Annotated in this window: 15 protein-coding genes; 3 read left to right on the top strand and 12 right to left on the bottom strand. The window is 63.9% G+C overall.

Annotated features, from left to right (window positions below):
* Position 1 precedes the first annotated feature (1 nt).
* Positions 2 to 1,042 carry a DUF2157 domain-containing protein gene (locus tag ACXHGZ_RS00865; RefSeq protein ID WP_480461962.1) on the top strand — a complete coding sequence of 347 codons (1,041 nt, stop codon included), beginning with the start codon at positions 2 to 4 and terminating at the stop codon, positions 1,040 to 1,042.
* A gap of 58 nt (positions 1,043 to 1,100) precedes the next feature.
* Here the strand turns inward: ACXHGZ_RS00865 and ACXHGZ_RS00860 are convergent, their stop codons facing one another.
* Entirely contained in the window at positions 1,101 to 1,523 is a 423-nt protein-coding gene (locus ACXHGZ_RS00860; protein ID WP_028689009.1) for an OsmC family protein, read from the bottom strand.
* A gap of 189 nt (positions 1,524 to 1,712) precedes the next feature.
* On the opposite strand from ACXHGZ_RS00860, the gene crp reads away from it, so the two are divergent.
* The gene (gene crp, locus ACXHGZ_RS00855) at positions 1,713 to 2,357 is read left to right on the top strand and encodes a cAMP-activated global transcriptional regulator CRP (protein WP_224457741.1); all 645 of its coding nucleotides are present in this window, start codon (positions 1,713 to 1,715) and stop codon (positions 2,355 to 2,357) included.
* Here crp and ACXHGZ_RS00850 read toward each other — a convergent pair.
* From ACXHGZ_RS00850 to ACXHGZ_RS00835, 4 genes are all read right to left on the bottom strand, one after another.
* Positions 2,354 to 3,058, bottom strand: a complete 705-nt coding sequence (locus ACXHGZ_RS00850) for a lipoate--protein ligase family protein (RefSeq protein ID WP_480461961.1) — start codon at positions 3,056 to 3,058, stop codon at positions 2,354 to 2,356. The genes crp and ACXHGZ_RS00850 overlap by 4 nt on opposite strands.
* Before the next feature lie 253 nt (positions 3,059 to 3,311).
* Positions 3,312 to 4,148, bottom strand: a complete 837-nt coding sequence (gene trpC / locus ACXHGZ_RS00845; RefSeq protein ID WP_084856144.1) for an indole-3-glycerol phosphate synthase TrpC — start codon at positions 4,146 to 4,148, stop codon at positions 3,312 to 3,314.
* A complete protein-coding gene (gene trpD / locus ACXHGZ_RS00840) occupies positions 4,145 to 5,194 on the bottom strand; it encodes an anthranilate phosphoribosyltransferase (protein WP_084856145.1) in 1,050 nt (349 codons plus the stop codon). Before trpD ends, trpC begins: the two co-directional genes overlap by 4 nt.
* Positions 5,195 to 5,203: 9 nt before the next feature.
* Entirely contained in the window at positions 5,204 to 5,797 is a 594-nt protein-coding gene (locus tag ACXHGZ_RS00835) for an aminodeoxychorismate/anthranilate synthase component II (RefSeq protein WP_480461959.1), read from the bottom strand.
* Positions 5,798 to 6,173: 376 nt separating this feature from the next.
* Here ACXHGZ_RS00835 and estP point away from each other — a divergent pair, with 376 nt between their 5' ends.
* Positions 6,174 to 8,039 carry an esterase EstP gene (gene estP, locus ACXHGZ_RS00830; protein ID WP_480461958.1) on the top strand — a complete coding sequence of 622 codons (1,866 nt, stop codon included), beginning with the start codon at positions 6,174 to 6,176 and terminating at the stop codon, positions 8,037 to 8,039.
* A gap of 117 nt (positions 8,040 to 8,156) precedes the next feature.
* On the opposite strand, the gene trpE is transcribed toward estP, so the two are convergent.
* The 7 genes from trpE to ACXHGZ_RS00795 all read right to left on the bottom strand — a co-directional run bounded on the left by trpE (position 8,157) and on the right by ACXHGZ_RS00795 (position 15,895).
* Positions 8,157 to 9,638 (bottom strand): anthranilate synthase component I, encoded by a 1,482-nt coding sequence (gene trpE / locus ACXHGZ_RS00825; RefSeq protein ID WP_480461957.1) that lies wholly within the window; start codon positions 9,636 to 9,638, stop codon positions 8,157 to 8,159.
* A gap of 70 nt (positions 9,639 to 9,708) precedes the next feature.
* Positions 9,709 to 10,527, bottom strand: coding sequence for a phosphoglycolate phosphatase (locus tag ACXHGZ_RS00820; protein WP_084856153.1), 819 nt, complete (start codon positions 10,525 to 10,527; stop codon positions 9,709 to 9,711).
* Complete coding sequence (gene rpe / locus ACXHGZ_RS00815) at positions 10,524 to 11,198, bottom strand: ribulose-phosphate 3-epimerase (RefSeq protein WP_133327269.1); 675 nt, start codon at positions 11,196 to 11,198, stop codon at positions 10,524 to 10,526. Before rpe ends, ACXHGZ_RS00820 begins: the two co-directional genes overlap by 4 nt.
* Before the next feature lie 196 nt (positions 11,199 to 11,394).
* Positions 11,395 to 12,222 carry an ABC transporter permease gene (locus ACXHGZ_RS00810; RefSeq protein ID WP_480461954.1) on the bottom strand — a complete coding sequence of 276 codons (828 nt, stop codon included), beginning with the start codon at positions 12,220 to 12,222 and terminating at the stop codon, positions 11,395 to 11,397.
* 12 nt (positions 12,223 to 12,234) lie between these two features.
* Positions 12,235 to 13,482 carry an ABC transporter permease gene (locus ACXHGZ_RS00805; protein ID WP_480461952.1) on the bottom strand — a complete coding sequence of 416 codons (1,248 nt, stop codon included), beginning with the start codon at positions 13,480 to 13,482 and terminating at the stop codon, positions 12,235 to 12,237.
* A gap of 219 nt (positions 13,483 to 13,701) precedes the next feature.
* Positions 13,702 to 14,736, bottom strand: a complete 1,035-nt coding sequence (locus ACXHGZ_RS00800) for an ABC transporter substrate-binding protein (RefSeq protein WP_480461951.1) — start codon at positions 14,734 to 14,736, stop codon at positions 13,702 to 13,704.
* A gap of 40 nt (positions 14,737 to 14,776) precedes the next feature.
* The gene (locus tag ACXHGZ_RS00795) at positions 14,777 to 15,895 is read right to left on the bottom strand and encodes an ABC transporter ATP-binding protein (protein WP_084856160.1); all 1,119 of its coding nucleotides are present in this window, start codon (positions 15,893 to 15,895) and stop codon (positions 14,777 to 14,779) included.
* Between the last annotated feature and the right edge of the window lie 187 nt (positions 15,896 to 16,082).

The following is a 16,082-nucleotide window of genomic DNA, read 5'->3' as shown; positions in this document are numbered from 1 at the left end:
GATGACGGAACGATTCGACGCCAGGGACCTGGCACGCGCCGTGGAAGCGGGCATCCTCAAGCCGGGCCAGGACCAGGCCCTGCTCGGCTTCCTGCGCCAGCAACCGCCAAGCCGCGGCACTTTCCAGCTGGCCCACGTGGCATTCTATTTCGGCGCTTTGCTGATCATGGCCGCCATGGGTTGGCTGCTCACCGAAGCCTGGATGCGTATTGGTGATGTGGCCCTGCTGGCCGTCGCCACTTCGTATATCGCTCTGCTGACCGCGTTCGCGCTGGCCCTGCAGCGCCGTGGGCAGCCCATCGCCGGCGGTGTGGTGGCGGCGGTCGCGGTGAGCATCGTGCCACTGGCCGTGTTCGCCATCGAACGCCTGGCAGGCTGGTGGCCGCTTGACGACAACCTGACGGACTATCACCAGTACTACACCTATGTGCAGGGTGGCTGGGTGCTGATGGAAGCCGCCACGGTGGTCGCCGGCCTGGTGATGCTGCGCCTGGTGCCCTTCCCCTTCATCGTCATGCCCATCGCCGTGGCCTTGTGGTTCATGTCGATGGACCTGAGCGAATGGTTCTATGGCTCGCCGTTCAGTTGGGAGCAGCGGCGTACCGTCTCGCTGTGGTTCGGCCTGGTGTTGCTTCTGATCTTCATCGTGGTGGATGGCCGTACGCGTCGGGACTATGCCGGCTGGGGCTACCTGGCCGGGTTGGCCGCATTCTGGGGCGGGCTGACACTGCTGGACAGTGGCAGCGAGCTGGGCAAGGCGCTCTACTGCCTGATCAACCTTGGCCTGATGGGCCTGGCGGTACTGCTGCGTCGGGCTGTGTTCATGGTCTTTGGTGCCATGGGCGTGGCGGCCTACCTGGGCTACCTCTCCTATGAGGTCTTCGCCGATTCGCTGCTGTTCCCGGTGCTGCTGACGCTGATCGGCCTGGCCATGATCGGCCTGGGGCTGGCCTACCAGAAGCGTCGGGAACAGCTGAGCCAGGCGCTGCGCGCGTGGCTGCCCGGGTGGTTGCGCCAGGCACTGCCGGCGCTGCGTGACTGAAGCCCCTGGCCGGCCAAGGTTTGCGCCGCACCTGTAGGTGCGGCGCTAGCAGGGCGGCTCAACCCAGCTCGACGATTTCATAGCCATGGGTGATTTCCACCCCGGCCCGATCGAGCATGATCGACGCCGAGCAGTACTTCTCCGCCGACAGTTCCACCGCACGCTTGACCTGGGCTTCCTTGAGCCCACGCCCCTTGACCACGAAGTTCAGGTGGATCTTGGTGAACACCTTGGGGTCTTCGCTTGCGCGCTCGGCTTCCAGGAAGGCTTCACAGCTTTCCACGGCCTGGCGGGACTTCTTCAGGATGCTGACCACGTCGAAGCTGCTGCAGCCACCCAGGCCGAGCAACAGCATTTCCATCGGGCGCACGCCCAGGTTGCGCCCGCCCGCCTCAGGAGGTCCGTCCATGACCACGACATGGCCGCTCCCCGACTCGCCGAGGAACATCGCTTCACCGGCCCACTGGATGCGTGCCTTCATGTATCTGGACTCCCTAAATTTCAGAAAAGGCCGTCAGCTTAGTCCTTGTGGCGCTGTCGGAAAAGCTCAAGACGCGTCGCTTTCATGCCGATACAAAGGGCAACGTCTGATAAGCTGACGCCAAATGACTGGCGCGTGAGGCCAGCATCCTATAAAAAGCCCATGCGTCGCATCGAACAGGATTTCGTGATGGTTGCTCCAGCCCTGCCCGCCAAGATCAAGAACATCGACAAACTGCTGGCCCACTGCCAGCGACGCCGCTACAACGCTAAGAGCAACATCATCTGCGCAGGCGATCGGGCAGAGACACTGTCGTTCATCATCAAGGGCTCGGTGACCATCCTGATCGAAGATGACGATGGCCATGAAATGATCATCGCCTACCTCAACAGTGGCGACTTCTTCGGCGAGCTGGGCCTGTTCGAGTCTGCAGGCCAGGCGCAACAACGCAGCGCCTGGGTTCGCGCCAAGACCGAATGTGAAGTGGCCGAGATCAGCTACGACAAGTTCCGCGACCTGGCCCGCCACGACCCGGACATCCTCTACGCCCTCGGCAGCCAGATGGCCCAGCGCCTGCGCAACACCACACGCAAGGTCGGCGACCTGGCCTTCTTCGATGTCACCGGGCGTGTCGCCCGTTGCCTGCTGGACCTGTGCAAGCAACCCGACGCCATGACCCACCCGGACGGCATGCAGATCAAGATCACCCGTCAGGAGATCGGACGTATCGTCGGTTGCTCACGGGAGATGGTCGGCCGCGTCCTCAAGGACCTCGAAGAACGCAGCCTGGTGCAGGTCAAGGGCAAGACCATGGTGGTCCACGGCACCCGCTAGTCGCGCGGGATCGACGCGATCACCTCGGCATAGGCCTGGCTGAGGCGCTCGAACCAGGGCGCCTGCGGCACCACCTCGTGCAGGGCGATATGGCTGTCGGCGCGGCAGCGCTGCTCCAGCCCGCAACATTCATTGAAGCGATTGACCGCCGCGACCATCGACTCACGTTCGTTGTCCAGCAACAACGCACCGTGCACCAACACCACTGCCCGCTTGCCGCCCAGGCCCTGGCGCCAGCGCTGGGCGGTGCCGACCAGCTTGCGGCCATTGAGGTTGACGTTGTACCGCCCATCACAGAACGCACCATCGATCTCCCCGACCGACGCCACGCCGCCCCACTCGCGCAGCACGTCGCACAATGGCAGGCACAAACGCTCATAGGCGTTTTCGATGCGACCATGATCGCCCTCGCTGCGGGGCGCCACATAGACCAGCGCCACATTCACCGTGGCGTGGGACTGTGGCACCGGCTCACCGCCGGTTTCACGCAGCAGCACCGGCCACCCTGCAATCGCCAGCTCCGCACAGGCGGCTTCGAAGTTGTCCAGGCGGCTCATGCGTCGTGGCATCACCAGGGCATGGTCGGTGGGGCGCCAGAACAATACGCCGGAATCGCGTTCGCCGCGGCAGACGGCGGCCAGCAGGTCCTGCTCGGCGTGCAGGCCCTGTTCAACGGTGAGGGCCAGGGGTTGGTCGCTCATTGATCCACCTAATGTTGTTGTCACTGAGCCTTTCGCGGGTAAATCCGCTTCAAAAAAGCCGGCATTACGCTAACGCCAGTCAGTTAAGTCTTATCGGCTGCATTTGGGGCTGCTTCGCAGCCCATCGCCGGCAAGCCGGCTCCCACAGGTTCCGCGGTGTCTACAACAGCAGCGCAGGACAGGTGGGAGCCGGCTTGCCGGCGATGGGGCCTTGACTGACAGGCATTCGGCATTACGCCGGCTTTCGATTCGATCAGTCCAATGCCTGACCTACGGTCTTCACCGCACGCTCAGGGAAGAACAAACGCTGCAACTCCAGCCCCGGCTGCTCGGCACGCATGAACGCCTCACCCACCAGGAACGAGTACACCTCGTTGATCTCCATCAGCTCCACGTCGGCGCGATTGAGGATGCCGCTCTCGGTGATGGCCAGCCGGTCACGGGGGATGCGTGGCAGCAGGTCGAGGGTGGTTTCCAGGCTGACCTCGAAGGTGTGCAGGTTACGGTTGTTCACCCCCACCAGCGGTGTATCGAGGGTGTTCAGGGCGCGCTCCAGCTCGTCACCGTCATGCACTTCCACCAGCACGTCGAGGCCGACGTCCTTGGCGGTGGCCGCCAGCTCAGCCATGCGCACGTCATCCAGCGCGGCGACGATGAGCAACACACAGTCGGCGCCCAGGGCGCGGGCTTCCACGACCTGGTACGGGTCGATCAGGAAATCCTTGCGGATCACCGGTAGCGCGCAGGCGGCGCGGGCCTGTTGCAGGTAGGCATCGCCACCCTGGAAGTAGTCCACATCGGTCAGCACCGACAGGCAGGTCGCCCCACCTTTCTCGTAGCTGACCGCGATGTCGGCGGGCACGAAATGCTCGCGGATCACCCCCTTGCTGGGCGAAGCCTTCTTGATCTCGGCGATCACCGCCGGCTGCTTGCGCTTGGCCTGTTCGATCAACGCCTGGGCAAAGCCACGCGGCGCATCGGCCGCCTTGGCCAGGCGCTCGACCTCGGCCAGGCTGACCCGGGCACTGCGCTCGGCCACTTCCTCGACCTTGCGGGCAAGGATCTTCTCCAGCACCGTCGGCACGCTCATGCTTCGTTCTCCTGCTTGAATACGGCGGTAAAGGCACCCAGCTCCTGCAGCTTCTCCCAGGCAAGGCCAGTGTGCAGCACGTCATGGGCCAGCTCGACGCCCCCCTTGAGGGTCATCGCATGATCGGCGGCATACAGGGCCGCACCGGCGTTGAGCACGATCATTTCGGCAGCCTTCTGGCCGTTCTCGGTCTTGCGCCGGCCAAGCGCATCGCGGATCAGCTCCAGCGAAGCCTGCGGCCCCTCGACGGCCAGGCCATGCAGGCTCTGGCTCTTCATGCCAAGGTCTTCGGGCTCGACCCAGTATTCGGTGATCTGGTCATTCTTCAGTTCGGCCACGAAGGTCGGCGCGGCGAGGCTGAACTCGTCCAGGCCGTCCTTGGAATGCACCACCAGCACATGCTTGCTGCCCAGGCGCTGCAACACTTCGGCCAAGGGACGGCACAAGGCCTGGGTGAACACCCCGACCACCTGGTGCTTCACACCGGCCGGATTCGTAAGCGGGCCAAGCATGTTGAACAGGGTGCGCAACCCCAGGTCACGGCGTGGGCCAGCGGCGTGCTTCATGGCGCTGTGGTGGGTCTGGGCGAACATGAAGCCGATCCCCAGGCTGTCGATACAGCGGGCGACCTGGACCGGAGTCAGGTTCAGGTAGATACCGGCCGCCTCCAGCAGGTCGGCACTGCCGCTCTTGCCGGATACCGCGCGATTGCCGTGCTTGGCCACGGTGCAACCCGCTGCCGCCAGGACGAAGGACGACGCGGTGGAAACGTTGAAGATATTGGCACCGTCGCCGCCGGTACCGACGATGTCGACGACACCGTCCAGGGTCTTGAGCTCGACCTTGTCGGCCAGCTCACGCATCACCGACACGGCGCCGACGATCTCGTCGATGCTCTCGCTCTTCATGCGCATGCCCATCAGGAAGGCACCGATCTGTGCCTCGCTGCACTGGCCGGTCATGATCTGGCGCATGACGTCGCGCATTTCCTCGGTGGTGAGGTCCAGGTGGCCGACGATACGGCCCAGCGCGCTCTTGATATCCATGTTCGATCCTTAGCGGCGGCCGCCGGTCTGCTTGAGGAAGTTGGCGAACAGTTCGTGCCCCTGCTCGGTGAGGATCGATTCGGGGTGGAACTGCACCCCCTCGATGTTCAGCGTCTTGTGGCGCAAGCCCATGATCTCGTCGACCGAGCCGTCGGCATGGGCGGTCCAGGCCGTCATTTCCAGGCAGTCGGGCAGGGTGTCGCGCTTGACCACCAGGGAATGGTAGCGGGTCACGGTGAGCGGGTTGTTGAGCCCAGCGAACACACCCAGGTCGCGATGGTGGACCGGGCTAGTCTTGCCGTGCATCACCTGGCGGGCACGTACCACGTCACCGCCGAAAGCCTGGCCGATGGACTGGTGCCCAAGGCACACGCCGAGGATCGGCAGCTTGCCGGCAAAATGCAGGATGGCCTCGATGGAGACGCCCGCCTCGCTCGGTGTGCAGGGCCCGGGAGAAACCACGATGCGCTCGGGGTTGAGGGCTTCGATCTGGGCGATGGTCATTTCATCGTTGCGAATGACCTTGACCTCGGCACCCAGCTCGCCCAGGTATTGAACGACGTTGTAGGTGAAGGAGTCGTAATTGTCGATCATCAGTAACATCGGGTTGAACCTCTTGAATCTACTGACTTTGAATTCGAACCTTCCAGCGCCGGACGCAAAGGCGGGCTATCGCGCGGGGTGCGCTCGGTGAAACAGCTGGGAGGCAAACGGGGACGGGCCGGGCTGGCCGGCAGGAGATAAAGTCAGGCGCGCCAACGCCAACGGGCGTGGGCCTTGATAACGCGCATCAAGAGTTTGCTGACGATCAACACAGGATTAGGTCTCGCTCATACGTCACGGCACAGTAGCCTACCGGGACGGCGGGTGCAATATGCCCGTAAACACGGCGAAACGAATCCACTCGGGAAGAATGACCACAGGTTTGCTAAGGTCAATCGGCTTGTCCTGATAAAAACAATGAAAAGGATCTTCCTCCATGCAAAAACCACCCTTTCTTCGCTCCTTGTTGGGCTTGCTGGCCCTTTCCTGCAGCTACGCCATGGCGGCACCTTCGCCCTACTCCTCGATGATCGTGTTCGGCGATAGCCTCAGCGATGCCGGGCAGTTCGGCCTGCGCTTCACCAACCGCAACGCCGATGGCAGCTATGCGCCGGTCACGCCGATGATCCTCGGCAGCCGCCTGGGAGTCGCGCCCGAGGAGCTGAATCCCTCCACGTCCATCGGTACCCGGCCCGACGGCAACAACTGGGCCGTCGGCGGCTACACCACGCAGCAGATACTCGACTCGATCACCGACACCTCACGCACCGTCATCCCACCAGGCCGCCCAGGGGCGGGCCTGGTATTGCGCGAACGCGACGGCTACCTGGCCAATGGCAAGTTCGCCGACCCCAACGCCTTGTACTACCTGACCGGCGGCGGCAACGATTTCCTCCAAGGTCTGGTCAACACGCCGGCTGACGCTGCAGCCGCAGGTGGGCGCCTGGCGGCAAGCGCCCAGGCACTGCAACAGGGAGGCGCACGTTACATCATGGTCTGGCTGCTGCCGGACCTGGGCCAGACACCCAACTACAGCGGCACGCCGCTGGAGGGCCCGCTGTCGCAATTGTCCGGTGTATTCAACCAGTCGTTGTTGAGCCAACTCGGGCAGATCGACGCCCAGATCATCCCGCTGAACATCCCGATGCTGCTCCAGGAAGCTCTGGCGAGCCCCGCCGAGTTCGGCCTGGCGACCGACCAGAACCTGGTCGGCACCTGCTACAGCGGCGAAGGCTGCGTGGGCAACCCAGTGTATGGCGCCAACGGCACCGCGCCGGACCCGACCAAGCTGCTGTTCAACGACTCGGTGCACCCAACCATCGCCGGCCAGCAACTGATCGCCGACTATGGCTATTCGATCCTGGCCGCACCCTGGGAACTGACGCTGCTGCCGGAAATGGCCCACGGCAACCTGCGCGCCCACCAGGACGAACTGCGCAACCAATGGCAGGCCCCTTGGCAGGCGGTTGGCCAATGGCAACCGTTCGTCGCCACGGGGGCACAGGATTTGGACTTCGACGGCCAGCGCAGCGGCGCCAGCGGTGATGGCCGTGGCTACAACCTGACTCTGGGCGGCAGCTACCGGCTCGACGACGCCTGGCGCATCGGCCTGGCCGCAGGCGTGAACCGGCAAAAACTCGAAGCCGGCGCGCACGACTCGGACTACAAGCTCGACAGCTACCTCGCCACGGTATTCGCCCAGTATCGCCAGGGCCGTTGGTGGGGAGATGCGGCCTTGACCGCCGGGCACCTGGACTATCACGACCTCAAGCGCACCTTCGCGCTCGGCGCCGGCGAGCGCAGCGAGAAAGGCGACACCGATGGCGAAGCCTGGGCGCTCACCGGTCGGCTGGGCTACAACCTGGCGACCGAGCACAGCGCCTGGCAGCTGTCACCTTTCGTCAGCGCCGATTATGCACGGGTCAAGGTCGATGGTTACGAAGAGAAAAGCGGGCGCTCCACGGCCCTGGCCTTCGATGACCAGGAACGGACTTCGCGGCGCCTGGGGCTTGGCCTGCAAGGCGGGTACCAGTTCACGGCCGGCACCCGGCTGTTCGGCGAAGTCGCTCGCGAGCACGAGTTCGAAGATGATCGCCAAGACCTGACCATGCACTTGACCAGCCTGCCGGCCCACGACTTCACGCTCACAGGCTATACGCCAGACAGCAACCTGACGCGGGCCAGCCTGGGGCTGACCCATGAGCTGGTGGCAGGGGTGCATGTGCGTGGGAACTACAACTGGCGCAAGAGTGATGACGTGACCCAGCAAGGCGTGAGCCTGGCGTTGAGCCTGGATTTCTAGGCCAACCCGGGCCGGCCCAATCGCTGGCAAGCCAGCTCACACAGGTTTTCGCAGTTCTCCAACCTGTGGGAGCCGGCTTGCCGGCGATGGGCTGCTCAGCAGCCGTGGATCAAAGGCTTATTTGGCCGGTGTCTGCTCCGCCAGGGCCACCGCGCGGAACATCGCCCGACGCTTGTTGATGGTTTCTTCCCATTCCAACGCCGGCACCGAATCGGCCACGATACCGCCACCGGCCTGCACATGCAGCTCGCCGTCCTTGATCACCGCAGTACGGATGGCAATGGCGGTATCCATGTTGCCGTTCCAGGCAAAGTAGCCCACCGCCCCCCCGTAGACGCCACGCTTGACCGGCTCCAGCTCGTCGATGATCTCCATGGCACGGATCTTCGGCGCTCCCGACAGGGTGCCAGCTGGCAGGATCGCGCGCAGCGCGTCCATCGCGGTCAGCCCTTCGCGCAGTTGGCCGGTGACGTTGGAGACGATGTGCATGACGTTGGAGTAGCGCTCGATGACCATCTTCTCGGTCAAGCGCACGCTGCCGGTGGACGACACCCGGCCCACATCGTTGCGCCCCAGGTCGATGAGCATCAGGTGCTCGGCGATTTCCTTGTCGTCCGACAGCAGGTCGTCTTCCAGCGCCCGGTCGGCTTCCTCGGTCGCGCCACGCGGGCGAGTACCGGCGATCGGTCGCACGGTGACCAGGTTGTCCTCGACCCGCACCAGCACCTCTGGGGAGCTGCCGACCACATGGAAATCGCCGAAGTTGAAGAAGTACATGTACGGCGTCGGGTTGAAGCAACGCAAGGCACGGTACAGGTCGATCGGCGCGGCCTTGAAGTCGATGGACATGCGCTGGGACGGCACCACCTGCATGCAGTCGCCGGCCAGGATGTATTCCTTGATGCGCCCCACCGCGTTCTCATAGTCCGCGCGGGTATAGCTGGAGCGAAATGCCGGCTCCGCGGCGAGCGGGCCGCTCAGATCCAGGCCACGGCGCGGGGTGATCGGCTCGCGCAGCTTGGCCAGCAGGCCCTGCAAGCGGGCCTGGCCCTGTTCGTAGGCCTGCTCCTGGGCCGGGTCGACCAGCACGATGGCGTGCATCTTGCCGGCCAGGTTGTCGAACACCACCACAGCGTCGGAGACCATCAGCAGGATATCCGGCACACCCAGCGGGTCCGGGTTCGGGCAAGCCCCCAGGCGCTTTTCCACATAGCGCACGCAGTCATAGCCAAAGTAACCGACCAGGCCGCCGTTGAAACGCGGCAGGCCTGGAATGTCGGCCACCTTGTAGCGGTCCTTGAAGGCTTCGACGAAGGCCAGGGGGTCTTCCACCTCGTGGCTTTCCACCTGCTCGCCATCCTGCAGGATGCTCGCCTGGTAGCCATGCACCCGCAGCACGGTGCGCGACGGCAGGCCGATCATCGAATAACGGCCCCACTTCTCGCCGCCCTGCACAGACTCGAGCAGGTAGGAATTGGGCTGGTCGGCCAGCTTCAGGTAGATCGACAGCGGTGTGTCGAAGTCGGCCAGGGTTTCACAGGCCAGGGGAATGCGGTTATAGCCGGCAGCGGCCAGGCGCAGGAATTCTTCGCGGGTCATGGGTAGCCTCGTGGCAAGCAGCAATAGGGTCGGGCAAGCGGACGGGCCGGCAGGCGCCGGCGGGCAGGAGTCAGGCGCGCCAGCGCCAACGGGCCAGGGCCTTGATGACTTTCATCCAGAATTTGCCGGTAACCGCCACGGTGGACTCTCTGTCTTGTGAGGCCTGAAGGTCCGCCAACGTTATCCCAGTGGCCGGGAGTAAGCAACCTGGCAACAGGGCGCGCAGGTCGTCGATGACCAGGCTAGGCGATTCTTCATGGATCGGACGCCCATGGTTGTAGCCGTAGGTCAGCCCCACGCACTTGACCCCGGCCGCCTTGGCCGCCAGTACATCGCTGCGCGAGTCCCCCACGAACAGCGACTGCTCGGGGCGTACGCCGGCCATCTTCATGACGAACAGCAGCGCAGCCGGGTCGGGCTTTTTCTGTGGCAGGGTGTCGCCGCCGATGATCCAGCGGAAATAGCGGCCGATCTTCATCTGGTCCAGCAACGGACCGACGAAGCGCTCGGGCTTGTTGGTGATCAGCGCCATTTCCACACCCTGCTTGCGCAACCAGCGCAAGGTATCGCGCACCCCAGGGTAGACCACCGTCAGGTCGTGGCTTTCGCCATAGGCTTCCATGAACAGCGCCAGGCCCTGTTCGGCCAGCTCGTCGTCGACCGCATCGTGGTCCAGCCCACCGGCCAGAGCACGCCGGACCAGGACCTGGGCACCGTTGCCGACCCAGTGGCGCACGGCCTCCAGGCCCGCGGGCGGGCGCCCCAACTGGAGCAGCATACGATCCACGGCAGCAGCCAAGTCAGGGACCGAATCGATCAGGGTGCCATCCAGATCGAACATCACCAGCCTGGGCAGCGCTCCCGGGAACAGCTGCTCGAAGCCGCTCATGGGCGAGCCTGGGCCAGCTCGGCGCGCATCTTGGCGATGACTTCCTGGTAGTCCGGCGCATTGAAGATCGCCGAACCGGCCACGAAGGTATCGGCACCGGCGGCAGCGATCTCACGAATGTTGTTGACGTTGACGCCGCCATCGATCTCCAGGCGGATATCGCGGCCGCTGGCGTCGATCAAGGCACGGGCTTCGCGCAGCTTGTCGAGGGTGCCGGGGATGAACTTCTGCCCGCCGAACCCTGGGTTGACGCTCATCAGCAGGACCATGTCGACCTTGTCCATCACGTATTTAAGCGCATCCAGGCTGGTAGCCGGGTTGAACACCAGGCCGGCCTTGCAGCCACCGTCGCGGATCAGTTGCAAGGAGCGGTCGATGTGCTGGGAAGCTTCCGGGTGGAAGGTGATGTAGGTGGCGCCAGCCTCGATGAAGTCACCGATGATGCGATCGACCGGGCTGACCATCAGGTGCACGTCGATCGGTGCGGTCACGCCGTACTTGCGCAGGGCGCTGCAGACCATCGGGCCGATGGTCAGGTTGGGTACGTAGTGGTTGTCCATCACATCGAAGTGAACGATGTCGGCCCCGGCGGCCAGTACCTTGTCGACGTCCTCGCCCAGGCGGGCGAAATCGGCGGAGAGGATGGAGGGAGCAATAGCGTAGGGCTGCATGGCGCACCTGTTGGCAGAAATCACGGTGGCGCGCATTGTAACTCAGGGAGGCGGATGAGGGCTGATTGGTATCAATTCGACCGCTCGCCAGCACCGAACCTGTAGGAGCGGGCTTGTCCCGCGATTGCGATGTTGGCTTCACTGCCGCATTCGCGGGGCAAGCCCGCTCCCACAAGTTCGGTGTCGATACCCACGATCAGGTCGGCTGCTGGGTCCGCAGCTTCTCGCTACGCCCGCGCAACCATTCCAGGGTCAGCAGCAGGATCACCGAAAACGCGATCAGCAAGGTCGCCGCCGCGGCGATGGTCGGGCTCAGGTTCTCGCGAATGCCGCTGAACATCTGCCGTGGCAGGGTCGCCTGCTCGGGGCCGGCGAGGAACAGCGTCACCACCACTTCGTCGAACGAAGTGGCGAAGGCGAACAGCGCCCCCGAGATCACCCCCGGGGCGATCAGCGGCAAGGTCACCCGACGGAAGGTCAGCAGCGGCGAAGCGCCCAGGCTGGCTGCCGCCCGCACCAGGTTGTAATTGAAGCCCTGCAAGGTCGCCGACACGGTGATGATGACGAACGGCACGCCCAGCACCGCATGTACCAGGATCAACGAAATGAAGCTGTTGCCCATGCCCAGCGGGGCAAAGAACAGGTAGCTGGCCACGCCGATGATCACCACCGGCACCACCATGGGCGAAATCACCAGGGCCATCACCAGCGACTTGCCGGGGAAGTCACCTCGGGTCAAGCCGATGGCGGCCAGGGTACCGAAGACCATGGCCAGCAAGGTGGCTGCCGGCGCGACGATGATGCTGTTCTTCAACGCCCGCATCCATTCGGCCGAGGCGAAGAAGTCCTGGTACCACTGCAGCGAAAAGCCCTGCAACGGGTACACCAGGAAGCTGCCGCTGTTGAAGGACAGCGGCACGATCACCAGCACCGGGAGTACCAGGAACAACAGGATCAGGCCACAGAGGATGCGCAGGCTGTAGAACCAGACCCGCTCCACGGGCGACATGTAAGGGCTCAGCATGACAAGGGCTCCTCAGCTCAGGCGCAGGCGGCTGGCACCGACCAGCCAGCTATAGATCAGGTACAGCAGCACGGTCGCCAGCAGCAACAGCCCACCCAGCGCGGTGGCCATGCCCCAGTTGATGCTGGTGTTGGTATAGAAGGCGACGAAGTAGCTGACCATCTGGTCGTTCGGGCTGCCCAGCAATGCCGGGGTGATGTAGTAGCCGATGGCCAGGATGAACACCAGCAGGCAGCCGGCACCGACACCGGCGTAGGTCTGCGGGAAGTACACCCGCCAGAAGCTGGCGAACGGGTGACAACCCAGGGAAATCGCTGCACGCATGTAGCTGGGCGAAATCCCCTTCATCACGCTGTACAGCGGCAGGATCATGAAGGGCAGCAGGATATGGACCATCGAGATGTATACGCCGGTCCGGTTGAACACCAGCTCCAGTGGCTCGTCGATGATGCCCATGGCCATCAGTGCGCTGTTGATCAGGCCGCCCGACTGCAACAGCACGATCCACGCCGCCACGCGCACCAGGATCGATGTCCAGAACGGCAACAGCACCAGGATCATCAGCAGGTTGCTCTGCCGAGTCGGCAGGTTGGCCAGCAGGTAGGCCAACGGGTAGGCCAGTACCAGGCAGATCGCTGTGATCACCACGCCCATCCACAGGGTACGGGTGAAGATGTCCAGGTAGATGGACTGGTCAGGGGTCGCCTTGGCCACCTCGCCCAGGTCATCGATGCGGTGATCCAGTGCCGCCAGCAGGTAGAAGGGCGTGACCGTGCTGGTGTTGCGGCGGATCGCCTGCCAGTAGGCTGGGTCGCCCCAGCGCTCGTCGAGCGCCTGCAAGGCATCTTTGTAGGAAGCGGGCTTGGCCTTGAACGGCAATGCCCGGGCAGTCTTGGCCAACAGGCTGCGGTAGCCGGCCAGCTCCATGTTCAGGCGCTTGGAGAGATCGCCCAGGGTCTGTTTCTTGCGCGATTCGGCCAGGTCCTCGCTGAGCACCTTGTACACGTCCTCGCCCGGCAGGCCCTTGCCATCCCACTGGGTGATGGCCTGGACGGTGCGCGGCAGGCCGGTCACCACCTCAGGGTTGCCGACGCTCTTGTACAACAGTGCCGCGATCGGCACCAGGAACACCAGCAGCAGGAACAGCGCCAGCGGCGCGATCAACGCCTGCGCCTTCCAACGGTTGACCCGCTCGGCGTGCTTGAGGCGCTGCTTGAGGCTTTTACCTGCGCCTTCGTTCAGGGGCACTGCAATGGCCATGGCGAACTCCGGGAAAACTAAGAAACGGGGGAGCGCTGCCGCCTGATCGACGGCGACAGCGCACTGCCAGCAGTTGGTATTACGTTGGGGCTGCTCTGTGCAGCCCATCGCCGGCAAGCCGGCTCCCACAGGAACAGTGCAACCCTCAGGTTCGACGCCTTACCCGTGGGAGCCGGCTTGCCGGCGATGGGCCAAGGCGCGGCCCCATCTATCGGACCTCTACCTCTTCGCCGCCCAGGCGTTGAAGCGTTGCTCCAGCTGCTCGCTGTTGTCGGCCCAGAAGGCCACGTCGATCTGCACCTGGTTGGCGATGTTCTCAGGCGTGGTCGGCATATCCTTCTTCACCGCGTCCGACAGCAGGCTGACCGCCTTGGCGTTGGCCGGGCCGTAGGCAATGTTCTCGGAGTAGGTCTTCTGCTGCTCGGGCTGCACGCTGAAGGCGATGAATTTCTTCGCCTCTTCGACATCCTTCGCGCCTTTCGGGATGGCCCAGGCGTCGAAGTCGTAGATACCGCCGTTCCACACCACCTTGAGGTTGCTTTCCTTCTGCACCGCCGCGATCCGGCCGTTGTAGGCCGAACTCATGACCACGTCACCCGAGGCCAGGTATTGGGGCGGCTGGGCACCGGCTTCCCACCACTGGATGCTCGGCTTGATCTGGTCGAGTTTCTTGAAGGCGCGGTCCTGGCCCTCTTTGGTGGCCAGTACCTTGTACACGTCCTTCGGTGCCACACCGTCGGCCATCAGGGCGAATTCAAGGGTGTACTTGGCGCCCTTGCGCAGGCCGCGCTTGCCTGGGAACTGCTTGGTGTCCCAGAAATCGGCCCAGCTGGTCGGGGCGGTCTTGAGCTTGTCGGCGTTGTAGGCCAGCACAGTGGACCAGACAAAGAAGCCTACACCGCAGGGCTGGATGGCGCCCGGCACATAGTCGGCCTCGTTGCCGAACAGCGCCGGGTCGAGTTCTTCGAACATGCCCTCGTCGCAACCGCGGGCCAGTTCCGGCGACTCCACTTCCACCAGGTTCCAGGACACGCTGTTGGTGTCGACCATGGCCTTGACCTTGGCCATTTCTCCGTTGTACTCGCCGGCGACGATCTTGCCCTTGCCCGCCTTCTCCCATGGCTCGTAGAACGCCTTGACCTGGGCGGCCTTGTTGGCACCGCCGAAGGACACCACGGTCAGGTCCGCGGCCAGGGCTTGGCCGGCAACGAACAGGCCGAGGGCCAGGGCGGTCAGTTTCAACTGCTTGTGCATTATTGTTCTCTCCACAGTTCAGGGTTGGTGAAGCAAACCTTCAATGGGCTTCGGCAATCGGATCGAGCGCGCGGGCGTGCTCCACCTCCCAGCCAAGCGGTACCACGTCGCCCACGGCCAGGGCCGGGTCGAGTTCGGCGATCGGCTGCTTCACGAAGAAGTCGCCCTTGCCGCACACCTCCAGGCGTACCCGCACGTGGTCGCCCAGGTAGATGAACTCGGCGACTCGCCCGGAGAAGCGATTGACGCAGCGTTCGCTGTGGCCATTGAGGCGCACGCGCTCGGGGCGGATCGACAAGGTCACCGGCTCACCGGCCTGGCCGACATTCACTGCCAGGGCCTCGACCCGCTCCCCACGGGGCAGCTGGACCTGGCAGCGATCACCGTCGCGCATCAGCAAGGTGCCGTTCAAACGGTTGTTCTCGCCAATGAAGTTGGCGACGAAGGTGTTGCGTGGTTCTTCGTAGAGGGTGCGCGGGTCGGCGATCTGCTGGATCTCGCCCTGGTGGAATACCGCCACCCGGTCGGACATGGTCAGCGCCTCGCCCTGGTCGTGGGTCACGTACACCACGGTCACGCCCAGGCGCTGGTGGATGTGCTTGATCTCCATCTGCATGTGTTCGCGCAGTTGCTTGTCGAGGGCGCCGAGCGGCTCGTCCATCAACACCAGCTGGGGTTCGAACACCAGGGCGCGGGCCAGGGCCACACGCTGCTGCTGGCCACCAGAAAGCTGGCCTGGGTAGCGCTTGGCGAAGGCATCGAGCTGGACCATGGCCAGCACCCGTTTGACCCGCTCGCTGATGTCGGTCTTGCTGAGGTTGCGCACGCTCAGGGGGAAAGCCAGGTTCTCCGCCACGGTCATGTGTGGGAATAGCGCGTAGTTCTGGAACACCATGCCGATGTCGCGCTTGTGCGGCGGCACGTTGTTGATCGAACGCCCGGCCAGCTGGATCTCACCGGCGGTGGGGGTCTCGAAACCGGCGAGCATCATCAGGCTGGTGGTCTTGCCCGAGCCGGACGGGCCGAGCAAGGTGAGGAACTCGCCCTTGCGGATGTCCAGGTTGAGGTCCTTGACGATCAGCGATTCGCCATCGTAGCTCTTCTGTACACCGCGGAAGCTGACCAGTGTCTCGCCAGCGTTCGAATTCGCCTCGCTCATGCCTGCACCTTCTTATTGGAATGACTGCGTAGGCAAAGCGTAGAGCAGCTACAAGCCCCCCGGAAATCGGGGGTACTGAGAGAATGCCATCATCCGGATGGAAGATTTGCTGTAGGGAACGCCCTACACGCGTGACGCATTCGGATAAAGACACGTAGGCCCCGAACGGCCCGCGCTCATAGAACAA

Source organism: Pseudomonas shiyinii (assembly GCF_056725765.1).
Note: the sequence above shows the minus strand (reverse complement) of the source record. Positions and strands in the feature narration are given on the sequence as shown.